The following is a 17,909-nucleotide window of genomic DNA, read 5'->3' as shown; positions in this document are numbered from 1 at the left end:
TCATCCCAGAGTGCGGTACGCCATGGGCTTATCCGGTCACATCTGCGGTTGGCCGCACAACTTCAGAGGAGTTCTCGCCCACTGCGGTCCCCGAGTTCGACCGGTCAAACCGCCCTGGGGGGCTGCCGAGAGCGTGGCGCACCGTCGGCAGCCCGTCCTCGACGGTCACATCGGCTGCTTCGCCGAGGCGAGCCCCTTCGGCGCGGAGGCGATCGCCCGGTGGATCGCGTCCGCCAGTGCCAGCGCGGCCTCCTCGGTCAGCTCCACCGGCACCCGCGCCGACGGCCCTTCCGCCGGGTTGAGGAAGTCGATGTTCACGGTGTGCGCGTACTGCGCGTGTGTCGGGTGGTCGACGTACACCGAGGCGTGCGTCAGCGGGATCCACCCCCGCGCCGATTTGCCGCTGCCGTCGATCTCGATCTGCTCGGTCAGGTAGGTGCACATGTCGTCTCTCCTCAAACCAGGTGCTCGCCGAAGAAGTCGAAGACCCGCCGCCACCCGTCGACCGCGGCCTCCGGGCGGTAGCTGGGCCGGTCGACCGAGAAGAACCCGTGTCCGGCGCCTTCGTAGGTGTGGAACTCGTGTGGTTTGCCCAGCCGGTCGAGCTCGGCGGACAGCGTCGCGACCTCCTCGGGCGAGGGGAACTTGTCCTCGGCGCCGAACAGCCCGAGCAGCGGACACGACAGCTGCGGCGCGAGCCCCAGCAGCGGCTTCATCCCGGCCATCTGCGGCGGCGGGTCGTTGACGACGAACGCGCCGTAGCAGTCGACCGCGGCGTCGATCCGGATGCTGCACGCGGTCAGGAACGTCTGCCGCCCACCGGAGCAGTAGCCGATCACGCCGATCTTGCCGTTGGCGCCGTCCAGCCCCTTCAGGTGGTTCGCCGCGCCCTCGACGTCCCCGACGAGCCGCTCGTCCGGGACGCCGCCCTGGGCGCGGGCGGTCGCGGCGGCGTCGTCGGGGTCCGCGCCCGGCGCCTCGCGCCAGTAGAGGTTGGGGCAGATCGCGTGGTAGCCGTGCACGGCGAAGCGCCGCACGATCTCCTTGGTCGCCTCGTCGTAGCCGGGCATGTGGTGGATCACCACCACCCCGCCGCGTGGCGCCGGGTCCAGTGGCGTGGCCAGGTAGGCCTCGATCTCGTCGCCACCGTGCCCGGTGATCCTGACGGTCTCGGCCCGCATCGCATCGGTCATGGCGTCAGCCTGGCACGGCGCGAGGTCCTCGTCACACCGCCAAAAACGCCTGCACAGCGGCAAATCCGGCATACGCGCCACCGATCCCGGCGGCGATGCTGACCACGATGTTCATCGCCGCGTAGAAGTACGCCTTCTGTTCGACCAGCCGCAACGTCTCGTAGCTGAACGTGCTGTAGGTGGTCAGCGCGCCGCAGAAACCGGTGCCGAGCAGCGCGAGCAGCGGGGCGGGCAACGCGGTGCCGGCGCCGGTGAGGCCGCCGAGCACCAGGCATCCGGCCAGGTTGACCAGCAGCGTGCCCCACGGGAACGGGCCGTCGTGCCGGGACCGCACAGCGCGGTCGGTGAGGTAGCGCAGGGGCGCGCCGACCAGCGCGCCGGCGACGACGAGGACGGCCGTCATCGGCCTGCCAGCCGGCGCGTGACGGCGACCCCGGTGAGGACCGCGAGCCCAGCCGCGAGAAGCGTGCCGCCGAAGTAGGCGAGCGCGACGCCCGCCGAGCCGGGCTTCAGCAGCCCCTGGATCTCCACGGCGTAGGTGGAAAACGTGGTGAACCCACCGAGGACGCCGACCCCGAGGAAGGGCCGGACCAGGGGATGCGCCACGCGGACCTCGGTGACCAGCACCATCAGGACGCCGATCAGCAGGCAGCCGCTGACGTTGATGGCGAACGTGGTCCAGGGGAAGTGGCCCGGGGCCGTGGGCCAGGTGGTGGCCAGTTCGTATCTGGCCAGCGCACCGATCCCACCGCCGACCGCCACGGCCGCCAAGACGGGGGCCTGCGATCGGCGAGTGGTGGTGGCCGTGCCGGGATCACCGCTCACAGCCACCACCGTAACGTCTCACTCGGCCTGCTTCGGCTCCTCGACCAGGTCCTCGAGCAGGCGGTCGAAGTCGAACTCCTCGCGCAGCGCCTCGAAGATCGGCGTGTCACCGATGACGCGCTCGTCGGTCTTGCTCATCAACAGCACCTTCTCCCTCGCCCGCGCGTGCACTCCCACACGGTTCGTTCTCGCAGGATCGGACGCTCTCCCCTCGCCCTTTGGTTCCCGCGATCGGGTTAACGGGAGGTAATATTACCTACTCACCGTGAGGGCGCACGGAACGGCAGCCAAAGCACAGCGCAGATCACATCGTGACAAGGACCCGTCGGCGAGCGATACTGGTCGGTAGAGGCGGTGCAGGCGATGGCACTCCACGGTGAAGAACAGCGACGGCTCTCGGAGATCGAGCGGCAACTGGCCGCCGAAAACCCACGGCTGGCGCAGCGGCTTGCCGAACTACGGCCGATGCGCGTGTCCGGCATCCTGCTGTCCGTGCTCGGGATCCTCTGCTCGCCCGTGCTGGGGCTTTTCCTGCTCGTAGCGGCGGCCCAGTCACAGGCAGTGATCCTGTTCGTGATCGGAACCGTGTTCACTTCCGTGGTGCCGACGGCGCTGATCTGGCGCGCCTGGCTGCACCGGTTGTACTGACGGCACCCCGTGGCCCGTCTCCCGCGTCGGGCTGCGGCCGCAGGAGTATGAACGCGAACACAGCGAGCGCAAGCATCGCGAGCGCTCCAAGCGCGCCGACGACATGCATGCTCATGACGAAACCCTGGCGGGCGGAGTCGACCAGCCTGTCCCCGTCACCGGCCGGCAGCCTCGCCGCGACCGCGAGCGCCCCCGAGAGCCCTTCCTTAGCCTGCTCGGCTTCGTCGGCGCGCAGGCCGGATGGAAGGTCGGTCACACCTCGGTAGACGGCACTGCCGATGCTTCCCAGGAACGCCAGTCCCACTGCGCTGCCCAGGTGGTTGTTCGTCTGCAACAGCGACGAAACCGAACCAGCGCCGGCGGCGTCGACCGACCCGACCACCAAGTCGGACGCCAGGGTAACGACCGGCAGAACGCCGAGGTAGAGGACCAGGGAACCCGCGATGACGAGCGGGAGGCTACTGCTCGCCACGAGGAGGACACAACCGGTCATACACACGACCAGCGCGCCGGCCAGCACCCCGGAGAGCGGGAACCGGCGGACGAAGTACAGGCTCAACTGGGTGCTGACAACGGCCGTGACGGACTGGGGAACCAACCAGGCCCCGGCTTGCACCGGTGTGAACCCCTGCACGAGCTGGAGGTACAGGGGGATGAACACGTAGGTGCCGCCCAGGACGATCTGTGAGCCGAGCATCACCACGAACGCGCCGGTGAACTTCCGCCTCCGGAAGAGGCTCAGATTCACCAGCGGTTCCGCCAGGAAGCGCTGCCGGAAGAGGAAGGCGGCGCCGACGGCCGCTCCGGCGACGATGATCACCACGTGAACCGGGTGCCAACCGCCCCGCGCCAGCTCCTTGACGCCGTAGACCACCGACAGGACGGCAACCAACGACAACACCACGCTCGTGAGGTCGGGCCGTTTGACCTCCACACGGCGGTATTCCGGGAGTACCAGCGGTCCCGCCGCTAGCAGGGCGACCATTCCCACGGCACCGACCAGGAACACAGATCCCCACCAGAACCATCCCAGCAGGAGTCCTCCGACCACCGGGCCGATCGCCGCTCCGATCATGACGCAGGAAGAACCAATGGCGATGGCGGCCGCTCGCCTCCTGGCGTCGACGAATATGCAACTGATCAGGGAGAGCGCGGTCGGCAGGAGCGCAGCACCGGCAATTCCCATCGCCGCCCGCGCGACCACCAGCATCGCAACACTCGTGGAGTACGCGGCCAGCACTGAGGCAGCGCCGAAGGCAGCCGCCCCGGTCAGCAACAACCGGCGCCGCCCGATCCGCTCTCCCACCGTGCCCATGGTCATCAGCAGGCCGGCGACCAGGAACACGTAGATGTCCAGGATCCACAACTGCTGAACGCTGGTCGCCCCCAGCGCAAGGCTGAGGTGCGGCAATGCGAGGTAGAGAACGCTGGTGTCGAGCGCCGTCATCAACATGGGCAAGGCCAGCAACGCCACAGCTGCCCACTGGCGCCATCCCGCACGCCCATCCGCGGCCGACGGACATCGGTTCCGCATGCTTCCCCTCGACCTCCGGTTCTGCGCCACCAGGTGTGCGGGACGAAAAGCCGCCTCCGATGGACACCATGACCGGATCTGGCCGAACCGCACACGGCGATGACTTCAGGCGATGGAGGTCACAATGCAGACCGATCAAACCGATCAGGAATCGGCGACACCTTTTCGATCGCGGCGACGGTGCTCTGCGCGGCCCGGATACGAGCCACATCGAATTTCGCGGAGCGATCGAACCGGAAAAGGCCGTTTTGTTCCTGGAAAACGTCAGTCAACTGCGTGTAGCAGTAGCCGAACATGTGCACGTTGTCAAGCAGGACCGACACCAAACCCTCAAACCGGCGGTAGAACTCCTCGACAGAACGGGGAGCCTCACCGTAACCCCACGAGTCGTCGCCAGGTTCGCTTTCGGAATTCCACCAGATACCACCGAATTCGCTGCAGAAATAAGGCTGGCCACCGTATGGCACCGACCACGGACCATCCGGTAGGCGCCTCGGCAGAGGCAGGTCGCTCTCGCCGTTCACGAAGGGGAGATCCACCCCGATCCCGGCCATCGCCTCCGCGAACCTGGCCGGGTCCTGTTCGTAGTTGTGGGAGTCGTACACGTCCGTCTCGAGCACGCGGTGCGCGTAGCCGGAAGCATCGATGACCGGCCGGGAACGGTCAGCCGCCTTCGTCGCCAAGAACATACCCCGGGTGACGTCGTCGAGCACCGTGATCCGGTCATGCATGGTCTGCAGGGTCTCGTTGAGAGGGCACCAACCGACGATCGAGGGGTGTGAGTAGTCGCGCTCGAGAACCTCGAGCCACTGCGTGGTGAAGGAGGCGGTCGGTTGCTGGCAATCCACCGCGGCGCCGGTATAGGCACCCCAATCGCCGAACTCCCCCCAGACCAGGTAGCCCAACCGATCGCAGTGGTAGAGAAACCTCTCCTCGAACACCTTCTGGTGGAGACGCGCCCCGTTGAAGCCCGCCGACATGGCCAGTTCGATGTCCTTGACCAGCGCCTCCTCGGATGGTGCGGTCATCAGGCCGTCCGGGTAGTAACCCTGGTCGAGAACGAGGCGCTGGAACACCGGGCGGCCGTTCAGCAGAACAGCCTTGTCATCGATGGCGATCCCGCGCAATCCTGCGTAACTCTGCGCGGAGTCGATCAGGTGTCCGTCACCGTCGACGAGTTCGATCGTGATGTCGTACAACGCTGGGTCCTCCGGACACCAGAGCCGGCGGCGGCCTGCCGGAACGGCCAGTTCGACTCTCGTGGCGAAGTCCAGGTCCGCACGAGCAGTCGCAGATGCCAGTTCCCCTGACGAGTCAGACAGCTTGGCTCGGACGACCAGCCCCCGTTTCGGACCGCTGACTCGAGCCTCGACCGTGAACGACGAGGTGGCCAGCTCCGGCGTGATCCGAGGCCGGAGGAGATGACTGCGCGGTACCGGCTCGAGCCAGACGGTTTGCCAGATCCCAGTGGTACGGGTGTAGTAGGCGGTGTAGTTCTCGTAGCGTTCAGACTGCTTGCCCCGAGCTTGCGGACCGGTGCGCGGGTCGCGCGCCCGGACGACGATGGTCGCGTCCTCGCCCGGGGTGACCACCCGACTCAGATCCGCAGTGAACGGCGTCCAGCCGCCCCGGTGCCGCGTCACCTCGTGCCCGTTGACCCACACCGTGGCGTCGTGATCAACCGCCTGGAAGTGCAGCAAGACCTTCCGGCCGCGCCAATCGGCCGGTATCTGGACGGTGCGTCGGTACCACACCGCCTCCATGAAGTCCACGTCCTCGACACCGGACAACTCCGATTCAGGACAGAAGGGCACAACGATCTCGCCCGTCAGCTCACGTTCGGCCATCCCCCGGTCGAGTCCCGAATCCGCGCGGTCCACCTCGAACTGCCACTTCCCGTTGAGGCAAAGCCAGTCGGGCCGGACGAACTGCGGACGCGGATACTCCGGCCTGGGAATCATGTTTCTCCTAGCAGAACCTGCGTGCCAACTGCCGAACTAGGGACAAGTTAGCAAACGGCGGAGCGAGGACACAACGCCGAAGCGACTCGCAAGAAGAAGCGCCGACACCACCCGGCCGGGCGCTGTCGGCGCTGCAGGTGAAGGCCTACTAGGAAGCAGAAGGTGTTAGATGATCGTTTCGATCACTTCCACAGCCGCCGCGGCACCCCCCTCCGCACGCGACAGGCTGCCCAGCTCTTGCGCCCGAGCTGCCATGTCCCGGTCTGAAACGGCCCGGATGATCGCGTCCCCGAGATCGGCAGCGGTCAGGCTGCGTTGCGGCAGTGGCGGCGGCGCGACCCCGAGAGCGTGCATACGACTCGCGTAGTAGGGCATGTCGCTGAACCCGAACGGACAGACGACCTGTGGCCGGCCAGAGACCACAGCCGCGCTGATCGTACCGCCACACTGGTGAACCACCGCCGCCATCTGAGGCAGCAGCCAATCGTGCGGGACCTGGTCGACGTAGTACAACTGATCGTCCCGCGCACCCGCTGTGATCGCCCCCCAACCGGTCGCAACCACAGCGCGAACCTTCGCCCGGCGCACAGCTTCCGCAACAACACGGCCCGTTCTCGCCGCGTTCGTGCCGATGTTGCTGCCGAAGCCGATATACACGGGCGGCTCACCGGCCGACAGGAATTCGTACAGGTCCTGCGGAGGCGACCAACCAGGTCTGGTCGGCAAGGTCCAGAACCCGGTGGTGTGCACCCACGAGGGGTAATCGAGCTCCCGAGGCAGTACGTGCCGGCTGAAGCCATGCAGCATGCCCACCGCAGGCCTACCGCGGCCGCGAAGGTAGTTGCGGTGATTTCGCCGGTAAGGCAGGCGCAACGTCTCGCTACGCCAGTCGCGCACCGAGCTTCCCTCGTAGTACGCGAGCATCAGGCGGGCCCAGATGTACGTGGCCCTGTTCATCGCCGACGGGACCCGGCACGGGAAACGCGGCTCGGGAAACGCACTGGTCGGCACCCAGAAGGGCTGCAAACCGACCGGAAGAGCTGGTACGCCGAGCAGCTCCGCGACCTCGTGCCCGGGAAGGCTGACGTTGTGGACTACCAGGTCCGCACCAGCTCCGTGCTGTCCCGCTCTCGCAAGATCGTCCAGCGCCTCCGCGATGATTCCCACGTACTTGGGCCGGAGGTGCAGGGCGGTCTTCTTCCCTCGCAACCCACGGAAGTTGTTCTCCGCCATCTCCTGGAATTCGGGGTAGTTGACCAGCTTTGCGGCGATGTCGCTGAACCGCACGACATCAACCCCCTGGGGCTCGACCAGCGAGGTCATCGAGCCGGGAAGGCCGATGACCACGTGGTGGCCGGCTGCTCGCAGGGCTCGGGCCAGCGCGGCGAACGGCTGCACATCGCCGCGGCTACCGTGCGTGAGGATGAGGACCTTCATCCACCCATGGGTACGCAGAACGGACCGGCACGACTACGGAGGTCAGTTCAACCTGTCCCTCATTCGGCCGTCGCGGAGTCGCTCGGCGGCACCGGGGACGGGCGCGTGTCGTTGCCCGAGTGGTTGGACAGGAAGTTCGGGACCACGAACCACAGCACCGCGAACGTGACGCCGACCAGCCCACCGACCACGGCCATCGCGATCGGGCCGTAGACCACCTTCGCGATCAGCGACACCGTCGCGGTGATCGCGGCCGCCAGGCACACCAGGCCGGCCAGTACGGCGCGGTTGCCCGCGCGCAGGATGTCGTCGCGGCGGCCCGCGCGGAACAGGATCCGGTGCCACGCCGCGGGCGAGGACAGCAGCGCCGTGGAGACGACCGCGAGGAGGACCGCGACCAGGTGCACGGCCTTCTCGAACCCGCTGGCCTCGCGGAACTCGCTAGTGAACACCACCGTCAGGAGGAAGCCGAACAGGATCTGCACCCCGGCCTGCGCGACCCGCAGCTCGCCGAGGAGTTCGTTCACGTTGCGCGCGAGGCGCTGGTTCGGGGTCTCTTCGTCACGGACGTTCACGGAGATCAGCCTATGGGAGGATTTGCGCGGTCACAGAATGACCGATAAATGGAACATCATGCGAATCGTCCCCTTGGTCCTCGCCGCGGCCGTGCTGCCGGCCCTCTGGCCGGCCGAAGCCGCCGCCGCGCCCGCCGCGCAGGTGGGCGTCGGCGCCTCCGTCGTGCGCTACAACACGGCCCTCGTGCCGGAGGGGGCGAGCGCGCGGGCGTTCACGGCGTCGGTGACGGGCACGCTGACCACGCTTTCCGTGCGCGGCCTGCTGCCCGGCCGCGAGTACGGCGCCCACGTCCACACCAAGCCCTGCGGCGCGTCCCCGAACGATTCGGGGCCGCACTACCAGCACGTTCCCGACCCGGTGCAGCCCTCGACCGACCCCGCGTACGCCAACCCGCGCAACGAGATCTGGCTGGACTTCACCACCTCCGCGAACGGCAGCGGGTTCGCCGTGTCGCGGGTGGACTGGACCTACGGCGACCGGCTGCCCGGCTCCGTCGTGATCCACGAAACGCACACGCACACGGACCCGGGTCACGCCGGGACGGCGGGCGGGCGGCTGGCCTGCCTGAACCTCGAGTTCGGGCCGAGGTGACCGCCACGGCCAGGTGAATCCGGCATGAGCCGGACGGCCGCGGGTAGGCCCGGACGGAGCAGCGGCGGAGGGGAGAAGCGGTGGAAGCGACCCCGGACGACCACCCGGTCTGGGTGACCAGCGCGGACGGCACGGCCGAGCACGCGGTCCCCGACACGGCCATGGCACCCGGCCTGGAACTGGAAGCGGTGTGCGGCGCGCGGTTCCTCCCCGCCGCCATGACCGCCCCGCCGGGCCGGACCTGCGAGGAGTGCCTGACGCACCTGCTGGTGCCCGCCCCGCGCGAGCCGGAACCGCGCCGGCTCTGGCGCCGCTACGTGGCCAAACACTAAGCGCCGACTGCCGACTGGGGCATCCCCGGCCACCCCAGTCGGCGCCGCGGTTGCGAACCGCTCAGCGGCGGTACTGCGTCGAGGCCCGGACGACCAGCTCCGGCTTGAACACCACCGACCGGTGCGGCGGCCGGTTCTCCGGATCGGCCGTCTCCGCGATCAGCAGCTCCGCCGCCGTCTGCCCCAGCCGCCGCGCGGGCTGGCGCACCGACGTCAGCGGGACCGCAGCCGCACCGGCGAACTCGATGTCGTCGTAGCCCACGATCGCCATCTCGTCCGGCACCCGCACGCCCGCGCCGACCATCGCCTGCAGCACACCCAGCGCCAGCAGGTCGTTGGCGCAGAACACCGCCGTCGGCCGGGGGCTCATCCCGAGCAGCCGCGCGCCGGCGTCCCGCCCGGACACCACGTCCAGCTCGCTCGTCTCGATCACCGACAGCTCCGCCCCGGACCCCTCCAAGGCGGTCCGCAGCCCCTGCTCCCGGTCGCGGCACTGCGTGAGTATCCGCGGCCCGTTCACGAACGCGACGTGCCGGTGCCCGGTCTCCAGCAGGTGCCGCCCGGCGAGCTCGCCACCCGCGAGGTCGTCCACCGACACCGAGCTCGCCTCGTCCGCGGGCACCTTCCGGTCCACGAACACGTACGGGATCCCGCTGCGGCGGAAGGTCTCCAACGCCGCGCCCGACGTGTCGACCGGGCTCAGCAGCAGCCCCCGCACCCGCTGCTCGGCCAGCAGCGACAGGTACGACTCCTCGCGGTCGACGCGCTGCCCGCTGTTGCACGTGATGACGCTCAGGCCCGCGTCGTGCGCGGCCTGCTCGGCACCGCGGGCGACGTCGACGAAGAACGGGTTCGCCAGGTCGAGGACGAGCAGCGCCATGATGCGGCTGCGGCCGGCCCGGAGCTGCCGGGCGGACTCGTCGCGGACGTACCCCAGCTCCTCGATCACGGACAGCACACGTGACCGGGTGGCCGGGGAAACGATGTGCGGCCGGTTGACCACATTGGACACCGTGCCGATGGAGACCCCGGCGCGCCGGGCCACATCCTTGATGCCAACCATGCGTCCCCTCGATCTCCCAGGGACCACAGCGTAGCACGCATGAAACGTTCAATGGGCCGAACGGAAGCTTGTTATTCCCCCACTCAAACGCTAACCTGCGTCCTTAATACGTTTCAAAATGTGTCCTGCGTCAACGAAGACGAGGAGAACCACATGACCTCACGCGAAACCGTCGGCACGAGCTCGGTCGAGGACGGCGGCACGATCACCCGCCAGCAGTGGCGGTGGTCCGTGCTCGCGGGCATGGCCTCCTACCTGGATGCCGGTTCGATCGTCGCGCTCGGCGCGGGTCTCGCCCTCTTCCAAAGCTACCTCGGCCTCTCCGACGGCGCGGTGGGCGCGCTCGCCGCGATCGGCCCGAACGCCATCGGCTGCGCGATCGGCGCGTTCATCGGCGGCAGGCTGGGCGACAAGCTGGGCCGGAAGCGGATCTACAAGTACGACCTGCTGGTCTACGCGGCGGGCATCCTGTGCATCGCGCTCGCGGTGAACACGCCGATGCTGTTCATCGGCACCTTCGTCGTCGGTGTCGCGGTCGGCGCGGATGTGCCGACGTCGCTGGCGCTGGTGGGCGAGTTCTCCCCGTCGAAAGCGCGCGGGAAGCTGCTCGGGTTCACGCAGGTCGCGTGGAACCTCGGCCCGGTGATCGTGCTGTTGCTGTCGCTCGCGCTCACCCCGCTGGACCTGCTCGGCACGCGGATCGTGTTCCTGCACTTGTTCGTCATCGCGCTGGTGACGTGGGCGATGCGCCGCGGCCTGTCGGAGTCCGCGCGCTGGACGTCGGCGTCGTCCACCAAGGACGTCAAGTACCAGCTGAAAGCGCTTTTCCAGGGCGCGCACCTCAAGGCGCTGCTGTTCACCGGCCTCGTTTACGTGTTCTGGAACATCGCGGCAGGCACCGGCGGCATCTTCACCCCGTACGTCATCAAAACGCTCAACGCGGGCAGCCAGGCGGCCAGCGTCGCGTTGTCCTGCGCCGGGTTCCTGATCGGCATCCTGGTCACCACGCTGGTGTTCATGCGCTTCGCCGACCGCAGCCACCACACGCGCAAGTGGATGTGGGGCATCGGCGCGGTCATGCAGATCGTCGCCTACGGCATCTACGTGGTGCTGCCGTTCAACATCCCGGTGATCATCGCGAACATCGTGTTGTTCGGCGTCGGCTGCTCGCTCGCCGGTGAGGCGTTCTACAAGGTGTGGAGCCAGGAACTGTTCCCGACGATGCTGCGCGGCACCGCGCAGGGCTTCACCTTCGGCGTCGCCCGGACGCTGCTCGGCGTGTGGAGCTTCTTCCTGCCGACGCTGGCCAGCGGCGGGTTCACCGTCGCAGGCGGCCTGCTCACGCTGTTCCTGGTGATCAGCGGCGGCGTCGGGTTCTTCTTCATGCCCAACACGTCCGGCAAGTCGCTGGAGCAGATCGAGGCGGAGCGCGCCACCGCATGAGTTCCGACGAGCTGCTGACCCGGTTCACCGATCCCGGCCCCGAGTTCTCCCCGCTGCCGATCTGGTGGTGGAGCGGCGGCCGGGTCACCGGGGACCGGGTCCGGTGGCAGATGGAACAGCTGGTGTCGCAGGGCGTCCGGCAGGCGGTGGTGATGTGCCTGGCGCCCACCGGCCCGATGTTCGGCTCGCTTGCGGACGACCCGCCGTTCCTGAGTCCGAAGTGGATCGAGCTGCTGGACGGCGCGTGCGCGGACGCCGCCGAGCTGGGGTTCCAGCTGTGGATGTACGACCAGATCGGGTTCTCCGGTGCGAACTTCCAGGGCCGCCTCACCGCGGCCCGCCCGGAGTTCGCCGGGCTCGCCCTGCACCGGAACCCCGACGGCACGGTCGGCCACCACGTCAGCGGCTTCGACTACTTCAACCCGGACGCCTGCGCGGCCCTGCTCGACCAGGTGCACGGCGAGCTGGAACGACACGTCGGACGCTGGTTCGGCACGGTGATCCCCGGGTTCTTCCAGGACGAGCTGCCGCCGCTGCCGACCTGGGGGCACGACTTCGCGGAGACCTTCGCCGCCGAGTACGGCTACGACCTGCTGCCTCGGCTGTCCGCGCTGTACGAGGGCGCGGACCCCGAGTCGGCCCGGGTACGCCGGGACTACCAGGAACACCGTGCCCGCCTGGCGCGCCGGGCGTTCTTCGACCCACTGGCTCAGTGGTTCAGCCACCGCGGGCTGATCTGCGGTTTCGACCAGGCGAGCCCGGCCCGCGAAGGCGACCCGGTCGGCGGCGTGCGGATCTACGGCGACTACCTCGGTACCCACTCCGGGTTCGGCGCGCCGGGCAGCGACCACTGGGGCGACGCGAAGGTGCACAGCTCGCTCGCCCACGTGCACGGGCACCCGCGCACCTGGATCGAGGCGTTCCACTCGTCGGGCTGGGGCGGCACGCTGGAGGAGACCTACGACTGGCTCGCGCCGTTCCTGCGACGCGGCGCCACGCTCTACGACCCGCACGCGGTGTACTACTCGACCGCGGGCGGCTGGTGGGAGTGGGCGCCGCCGTCGACGTGCTGGCGGCAGCCGTACTGGCCCGCCTACGGCCAGTTCGCCGGCGCGGTGAGCCGGTTGTGCTCGGTGCTGACGGCGGGCACCCACTCCTGCGACGTCGTGCTGCTGTCGCCGACCAGCACCGCCCAGGCCTACCTGACGCTCGACGGACCGCTGCCGCCAGCCGAACGGGCCGCGGCCTCGTTCCACGCGCTGAACGGTGTCGGCACGTGGTTCGCCGAGGAACGCGGTGTGCTGGAGCGGGCCGGGATCGACCACGACACGTTCGACGAGGCCACGATCGCCGCCGGGGAGGTGTCGGACGGCGCGCTCCGGATCGGCCCGGAGACCTACCGGGCGGTGGTCCTGCCCGACGTCGAGCTGCTGCTCCCGGCCGCGGCCGCCCGGCTCGCGGAGTTCGCCGCGGCCGGCGGGACGGTCGTCTGCGTCGGCAGCTGCCCGGTCGCGGGCGCGGTCACGGTCGGCTCGCCGGAGGACGTGCCCGCGGTCCTTCCGAAATCCCAGATCCGGTCCGACGTGCCGTTCCTGCTCCGGCGGCACGGCGACCGGCACGTGCTGCTGCTCACCGCGCACGACGAGCGCAGCGGCACCCGGGCGCCGATCGTCGACCTCGACCGCGAAGGCTGGACGGACCAGGGGTTTCCCTGGGAGGAGTACTGGCGGCAGCTGCGCGAGGACGGGTACGAGTTCGTCTCCCCGTCGGACCGGGTGGCGCACGTGGCCGGAGTGACCGGCCGTGCCCAGCAGTGGAACCCGCGCACCGGGGAGCGCACGGATGTCCCAGTCGTGGACGGCGAGGTCGAGGTCGTCTTCACCGACGGCCCGATCACGTTGCTGGTGTTCGGCGACGACCTGCCGGAGGCGACGCACACCCCGCCCGGTTCCGTGGTCCGGTCGGTGCACCTCGACGGCTGGCGCGCCCGTGCGGAGTCCACTCTGGACAACCGGCACGGCGACCTGGCCGCCCCCGCCCGCACCGGCGTGCTGCCGCTGGAGGTCTGGCGGCTGGGTGACGAGCTGGCCGGGTACGGCGTCTTCGCGCAAGCCCGGGACGGCGACGGGTGGCAGCCCGCGGTCTGGTCGCTGTCCCGCGGCATCCGGGACGACCCCGGTCACGCGGAAGCGCTGGGGCCCAAGGGTTACGTGCCCGAGGAATTCCTCGACTGGCGTCACGTCGAGGCCGGGGAGACGGTCGGCGTACGAACGTATCTGCCACTGCCCGAGCGCGACGGCCTGTTCCTCGCCGTCGGAGCGAGCGCGGCGCGACGGGTGCTCGTGGACGGCGCGGAGGTTCCGGTCGACGGGCCGGGCTACCAGTCGTTCAGCCCGCTGCCGTCCGGCCGGACGGTGTGCGTGGAGATCGAGTTCACCGCGGACCAGGACGGGCCGCTGCGGGCGTCGTTCGCGGTGGTCACCGATCCCGAGCGCTACCGCAGGCCGGAATGGCTGGCGGGCGGGAAGATCAACCGCACCTTCCACCTCGACGAGGTGCCCACCGACGCGACCGTGCAGGTCGCGAGCGAGGAGGCCTGCCGGGTGCTCGTCAACGGCGCCGAGGTGGGCAGGCAGGGCGACTTCAACCCCTACCCCGGTTTCCGCGAGATCCGCATCCACCCCTACGACCTGCGCGAGCACCTCCGCCGCGGTGAGAACACGCTCACCCTGGTCACGACTGGACCGGTCGCGGTGGATTCGCGTGACCCGCGACTGGTCAGCGGCCCGGACTGGGGCGAGGTGCGCCGCCTGCACCGGCGCGATCCGCGGTTCCTGTGCCTGCACGCGCGGCCGCACCCGCTGCCCGGCGCGCACTGGCTCGAACCCGCCGCCGCGCCCGGCGACGTCGTCGTGCCAGTGGTCCCCGACGTCGCGCCGGCCGGGGAACGCACCGAGACGCTGACCTTCCCGGCCCCGCTCGGGGCGGTGGCGCTGCGGATCCCGACCGACCTCGACGTCGTGGTGCGCGTCGGCGAGGCCGAGTACAAGCCGGTCGACCAGCGCGTGCGCTTCCCCGCGCCGCTCGCCGCGGGCAGCACGGTGGAGCTGCGGTTCCGCGCGGTCGACGGCCGCCGGGGCGGGGCGCTGCTCGTCTCCGGGATCGAGGTCGAGACCGCCGAGGCACCGGTCGAACTGCGCAGCTGGGAGGACCTCGGGCTGCGCGCGCTGGGCGGCCTGGTCCGGTACCGGACCACGTTCGAAGCGCTGCCCGGCCGGGTCGTGCTCGACCTCGGCGAGGTGCGCGGCACGGCCGACGTGGTGGTCAACGGCCGGCTGGTCGACCGCCTGGTCTGGGGCCCGTGGCGGTCCGAAATCTCGGATGCGATCCGGGACGGCGTCAACGAACTGGAAATCGTCGTCCGCGGCACGCTCGCCGGCTACCTCGACGACGCGTCACCCACGATGGCCGTGGCCGCCGGGCAGGTCCGCACGGGCCTGTTCGGGCCGGTGCGGCTGGTACAGCACGAGAAGGAGAGCGACCGTTGACCGTCACCGCCGTCCGCTTCGAGCACCACGACGTCGCGCTGGGCATCGGCACCGGCACGCCACGCCTGTCCTGGCAGGTGCGCACCGACGACCCGGACTGGTCGCAGACCGCGTACGAGGTCGAGCTGAACGGGTCGACGACGGCGCGGGTCGAATCCGCCGAGCAGGTGCTGGTGCCGTGGCCGTTCGAGCCGCTGCCGTCGCGGACCAGGGCGACCGTGCGGGTGCGCGTCGGCGACGAGTGGTCCGAGCCCGCCACGGTGGAAACCGGGCTGCTCCACCCGGAGGACTGGTCGGCGCGGTTCATCAGCCCACGCACGATCGGCGGCATCGGGCAGCGCGCGCCGATCCTCACCCGCAGCGTCGAACTGCGGCCGGGGATCGTGTCCGCGCGGCTGTACGCGACGGCGCACGGCGTCTACACGGCGTCGATCAACGGGTCCCGGGTCGGTGACGAGGTGCTGGCGCCCGGCTGGACCAGCTACGAGCACCGGCTGCGCTACCAGACCCACGACGTCACCTCGCTGCTCCGCGAGGGGACCAACGACCTGGAGTTCCTGCTCGGGAACGGCTGGTTCCGCGGACGGCTCACCTGGTCCGGCCGCCGCGCGCTCTACGGCGATCGCCTCGCGTTGCTCGCCCAGCTGGAGGTGACCTACGCCGACGGCACCACCGAAGTCATCGGCACCGACGAGCGGTGGTCGGCGACGGAGAGCCGGATCACCGCCGACGACCTGTACGACGGGCAGCGCACCGACCTGACGCTGTCCGAGTCCGAAGTGGACGAGGTCGAGGTGGTCGAGGCCGACCTGAGCAGGCTAGTCGCGCCCGAGGGGCCGCCGGTGCGTGTGACGGAGGTGGTGCCCGCGGTGCGGGTGTGGTCGTCGCCGTCCGGGAAGACGCTGGTCGACTTCGGCCAGAACGTGGTCGGCTGGGTGCGGCTGCGCGTGCGGGACGCGCGCGAGGTCACCGTGCGGCACGCCGAGGTGCTGGAGGACGGCGAGCTCGGCGTGCGGCCGCTGCGGTCGGCGAAGGCGACGGACACCTACGTCCTCCCCGGCGGTACCGAAACCGTGCTGGAGCCGAGCCTGACGTTCCACGGGTTCCGGTACGCGGAAGTGTCCGGAGTGGACGATCTGCGGGCCGAGGACCTGGAGGCCGTCGTGGTGCACAGCGACCTGCGGCGCACCGGCTGGTTCAGCTGCTCGGACCCGGACCTGGAGAAGTTCCACGAGAACGTCGTGTGGGGCATGCGCGGCAACTTCCTGGACGTGCCGACCGACTGCCCGCAGCGCGACGAGCGGCTCGGCTGGACCGGCGACATCCAGGTCTTCTCACCCACCGCGTCCTTCCTCTACGACTGCGCCGGGTTCCTCCGCTCGTGGCTCGCCGACCTGGCCGCCGACCAGCACCCGGACGGCGCGGTGCCGTTCGTGATCCCGGACGTGCTGCCCGGCGACAGCCCCACCGCGACGGCCTGGGGCGACGCCGCGGTGATCGTGCCGTGGGTGCTCTACCAGCGGTTCGGCGACGCGGAGGTGCTCGCGCGGCAGTTCGACAGCATGCGCGGGTGGGTCGACAAGATCGCGTCGCTGACCACGGACGGCGTGTGGGCGGGCGGGTTCCAGTTCGGTGACTGGCTGGACCCGGCCGCGCCGCCGGACGACCCGTTCGCCGCGAAGGCCGACTCGGACGTGGTCGCGACGGCGTACCTCGCGCGGTCCGCGGAGATCGTGGCGGCGGCGGCCGAGGTGCTCGGCCGGGACGGTTCGAAATACCGGACGCTGTCCGAAGAGACGCGCGCCGCGTTCGCCCGGGAGTACGTCACCGGATCGGGCCGGGTGCTCTCGGACGCGCCGACCGTGTACGCACAGGCGATCGAGTGGGCACTGCTGCCGACGGCGGAGCAGCGCACGGTCGCGGGTCGACGACTGGCTGATCTCGTGCGGACCAACGGCTTCCGCATCGCGACCGGATTCGTGGGCACGCCGCTCATCACGGACGCGCTCACCACGGCCGGCCATCCGGAGCTGGCCTACCGGCTGCTGCTCGAACGGGGCTGCCCGTCGTGGCTGTACCCGGTGACGATGGGTGCGACGACGATCTGGGAGCGCTGGGACAGCATGCTGCCGGACGGCTCGATCAACCCGGGCGAGATGACCTCGTTCAACCACTACGCGCTGGGCGCGGTGGCCGACTGGATGCACCGCACGGTCGCCGGGCTGGCGCCCGCGGCGCCCGGCTACCGGTCGATCGTCGTGCGCCCGGTGCCGGACGCCGCGCTCACCCACGCCTCGGCCCGGCACGAGACGCCCTACGGTGCGGCTTCGGTGGCCTGGCGCCGGGCGGACGGGAAGCTGACGCTCGACGTCGTGGTGCCGCCTGGCGCGCGGGCCGAGGTGCACGTCCCGGGCGGGCCGGTGGCGGAGGTGCGGCACGGCACGCACAGCTGGACGGTCGACGACCCGTGCCTGTCGCAGCCGCGCGTGCGGACCATTCGTGACCTGATCGGCTCGCCGAAGTGGCCGGACGCGGTGTCGCTGCTGGTCTCGCACGGGCTCGCCGAGGACGCGGTGGACGCCGCGCACCGGGCCGGGCGCTACCTGGACCGCCCGGCGGCCGAGCTGGCCGATTTTCTGGCGATGAAGACGCTGTCCGACGGCTCGGACGCGAAGCGGGCGCTGGAGAAGCTGCTGGCGTGAGCCGGTGTCAACTGGTCCGGTGACGGCTGGGCCGCGGCGCGGCTGATCAGGACCCA

At 69.9% G+C, this 17,909-nt stretch carries 15 protein-coding genes; 6 read left to right on the top strand and 9 right to left on the bottom strand.

Going from position 1 to position 17,909, the window contains the following annotated elements:
- Positions 1–165 precede the first annotated feature (165 nt).
- From ABZ215_RS04275 to crcB (ABZ215_RS04260), 4 genes are read right to left on the bottom strand one after another with little or no spacing between them, the layout of a single operon-like run.
- Complete coding sequence (locus tag ABZ215_RS04275) at positions 166–444, bottom strand: DUF6295 family protein (RefSeq protein WP_017985600.1); 279 nt, start codon at positions 442–444, stop codon at positions 166–168.
- Between the two features lie 11 nt (positions 445–455).
- On the bottom strand, positions 456–1,193 hold the full coding sequence (locus tag ABZ215_RS04270) for a dienelactone hydrolase family protein (RefSeq protein ID WP_020418318.1): 738 nt from the start codon (positions 1,191–1,193) through the stop codon (positions 456–458).
- A gap of 31 nt (positions 1,194–1,224) precedes the next feature.
- Positions 1,225–1,596, bottom strand: a complete 372-nt coding sequence (gene crcB, locus ABZ215_RS04265; RefSeq protein WP_354947662.1) for a fluoride efflux transporter CrcB — start codon at positions 1,594–1,596, stop codon at positions 1,225–1,227.
- On the bottom strand, positions 1,593–1,964 hold the full coding sequence (gene crcB, locus ABZ215_RS04260; RefSeq protein WP_354947765.1) for a fluoride efflux transporter CrcB: 372 nt from the start codon (positions 1,962–1,964) through the stop codon (positions 1,593–1,595). Before crcB (ABZ215_RS04260) ends, crcB (ABZ215_RS04265) begins: the two co-directional genes overlap by 4 nt.
- Positions 1,965–2,381: 417 nt before the next feature.
- Here crcB (ABZ215_RS04260) and ABZ215_RS04255 point away from each other — a divergent pair, with 417 nt between their 5' ends.
- Positions 2,382–2,666 carry a DUF3040 domain-containing protein gene (locus ABZ215_RS04255; protein WP_037324126.1) on the top strand — a complete coding sequence of 95 codons (285 nt, stop codon included), beginning with the start codon at positions 2,382–2,384 and terminating at the stop codon, positions 2,664–2,666.
- On the opposite strand, the gene ABZ215_RS04250 is transcribed toward ABZ215_RS04255, so the two are convergent.
- From ABZ215_RS04250 to ABZ215_RS04235, 4 genes are all read right to left on the bottom strand, one after another.
- Positions 2,608–4,140 (bottom strand): MFS transporter, encoded by a 1,533-nt coding sequence (locus ABZ215_RS04250; RefSeq protein WP_354947660.1) that lies wholly within the window; start codon positions 4,138–4,140, stop codon positions 2,608–2,610. The genes ABZ215_RS04255 and ABZ215_RS04250 overlap by 59 nt on opposite strands.
- A gap of 179 nt (positions 4,141–4,319) precedes the next feature.
- The gene (locus tag ABZ215_RS04245; RefSeq protein WP_354947658.1) at positions 4,320–6,161 is read right to left on the bottom strand and encodes a sugar-binding domain-containing protein; all 1,842 of its coding nucleotides are present in this window, start codon (positions 6,159–6,161) and stop codon (positions 4,320–4,322) included.
- A 165-nt stretch (positions 6,162–6,326) separates the two neighbouring features.
- On the bottom strand, positions 6,327–7,598 hold the full coding sequence (locus ABZ215_RS04240; RefSeq protein WP_354947656.1) for a glycosyltransferase: 1,272 nt from the start codon (positions 7,596–7,598) through the stop codon (positions 6,327–6,329).
- Positions 7,599–7,657: 59 nt separating this feature from the next.
- On the bottom strand, positions 7,658–8,173 hold the full coding sequence (locus ABZ215_RS04235; RefSeq protein ID WP_354947654.1) for a DUF6328 family protein: 516 nt from the start codon (positions 8,171–8,173) through the stop codon (positions 7,658–7,660).
- 58 nt (positions 8,174–8,231) lie between these two features.
- On the opposite strand from ABZ215_RS04235, the gene ABZ215_RS04230 reads away from it, so the two are divergent.
- Both ABZ215_RS04230 and ABZ215_RS04225 read left to right on the top strand, forming a co-directional pair.
- Positions 8,232–8,765, top strand: coding sequence for a superoxide dismutase (locus ABZ215_RS04230; RefSeq protein WP_354947652.1), 534 nt, complete (start codon positions 8,232–8,234; stop codon positions 8,763–8,765).
- Positions 8,766–8,845: 80 nt separating this feature from the next.
- Positions 8,846–9,097, top strand: coding sequence for a hypothetical protein (locus ABZ215_RS04225; RefSeq protein WP_020418324.1), 252 nt, complete (start codon positions 8,846–8,848; stop codon positions 9,095–9,097).
- A 61-nt stretch (positions 9,098–9,158) separates the two neighbouring features.
- On the opposite strand, the gene ABZ215_RS04220 is transcribed toward ABZ215_RS04225, so the two are convergent.
- Positions 9,159–10,160 (bottom strand): LacI family DNA-binding transcriptional regulator, encoded by a 1,002-nt coding sequence (locus ABZ215_RS04220; RefSeq protein ID WP_237335582.1) that lies wholly within the window; start codon positions 10,158–10,160, stop codon positions 9,159–9,161.
- A 153-nt stretch (positions 10,161–10,313) separates the two neighbouring features.
- Here ABZ215_RS04220 and ABZ215_RS04215 point away from each other — a divergent pair, with 153 nt between their 5' ends.
- The 3 genes from ABZ215_RS04215 to ABZ215_RS04205 are packed head-to-tail and all read left to right on the top strand — an operon-like array spanning position 10,314 to position 17,853.
- A complete protein-coding gene (locus tag ABZ215_RS04215) occupies positions 10,314–11,603 on the top strand; it encodes an MFS transporter (protein ID WP_237335581.1) in 1,290 nt (429 codons plus the stop codon).
- Complete coding sequence (locus ABZ215_RS04210) at positions 11,600–15,151, top strand: hypothetical protein (RefSeq protein WP_354947650.1); 3,552 nt, start codon at positions 11,600–11,602, stop codon at positions 15,149–15,151. Before ABZ215_RS04215 ends, ABZ215_RS04210 begins: the two co-directional genes overlap by 4 nt.
- Positions 15,148–17,853 (top strand): family 78 glycoside hydrolase catalytic domain, encoded by a 2,706-nt coding sequence (locus ABZ215_RS04205; RefSeq protein ID WP_354947648.1) that lies wholly within the window; start codon positions 15,148–15,150, stop codon positions 17,851–17,853. The genes ABZ215_RS04210 and ABZ215_RS04205 overlap by 4 nt, the downstream gene beginning before the upstream one ends.
- The last annotated feature ends 56 nt before the right edge of the window (positions 17,854–17,909 follow it).

Source organism: Amycolatopsis sp. NPDC006131 (assembly GCF_040614175.1).
Taxonomy (GTDB): Bacteria; Actinomycetota; Actinomycetes; order Mycobacteriales; family Pseudonocardiaceae; genus Amycolatopsis_E; species Amycolatopsis_E tucumanensis.
Note: the sequence above shows the minus strand (reverse complement) of the source record. Positions and strands in the feature narration are given on the sequence as shown.

Excerpts from the sequence above, each read along its gene's own strand:
- ABZ215_RS04275 (WP_017985600.1), bottom strand. The coding sequence starts at position 444 with ATGTGCACCTACCTGACCGAGCAGATCGAGATCGACGGCAGCGGCAAA.
- ABZ215_RS04270 (WP_020418318.1), bottom strand. The coding sequence starts at position 1,193 with ATGACCGATGCGATGCGGGCCGAGACCGTCAGGATCACCGGGCACGGT.
- crcB (WP_354947662.1), bottom strand. The coding sequence starts at position 1,596 with ATGACGGCCGTCCTCGTCGTCGCCGGCGCGCTGGTCGGCGCGCCCCTG.
- ABZ215_RS04255 (WP_037324126.1), top strand. The coding sequence starts at position 2,382 with ATGGCACTCCACGGTGAAGAACAGCGACGGCTCTCGGAGATCGAGCGG.
- ABZ215_RS04245 (WP_354947658.1), bottom strand. The coding sequence starts at position 6,161 with ATGATTCCCAGGCCGGAGTATCCGCGTCCGCAGTTCGTCCGGCCCGAC.
- ABZ215_RS04240 (WP_354947656.1), bottom strand. The coding sequence starts at position 7,598 with ATGAAGGTCCTCATCCTCACGCACGGTAGCCGCGGCGATGTGCAGCCG.
- ABZ215_RS04230 (WP_354947652.1), top strand. The coding sequence starts at position 8,232 with ATGCGAATCGTCCCCTTGGTCCTCGCCGCGGCCGTGCTGCCGGCCCTC.
- ABZ215_RS04220 (WP_237335582.1), bottom strand. The coding sequence starts at position 10,160 with ATGGTTGGCATCAAGGATGTGGCCCGGCGCGCCGGGGTCTCCATCGGC.
- ABZ215_RS04215 (WP_237335581.1), top strand. The coding sequence starts at position 10,314 with ATGACCTCACGCGAAACCGTCGGCACGAGCTCGGTCGAGGACGGCGGC.
- ABZ215_RS04210 (WP_354947650.1), top strand. The coding sequence starts at position 11,600 with ATGAGTTCCGACGAGCTGCTGACCCGGTTCACCGATCCCGGCCCCGAG.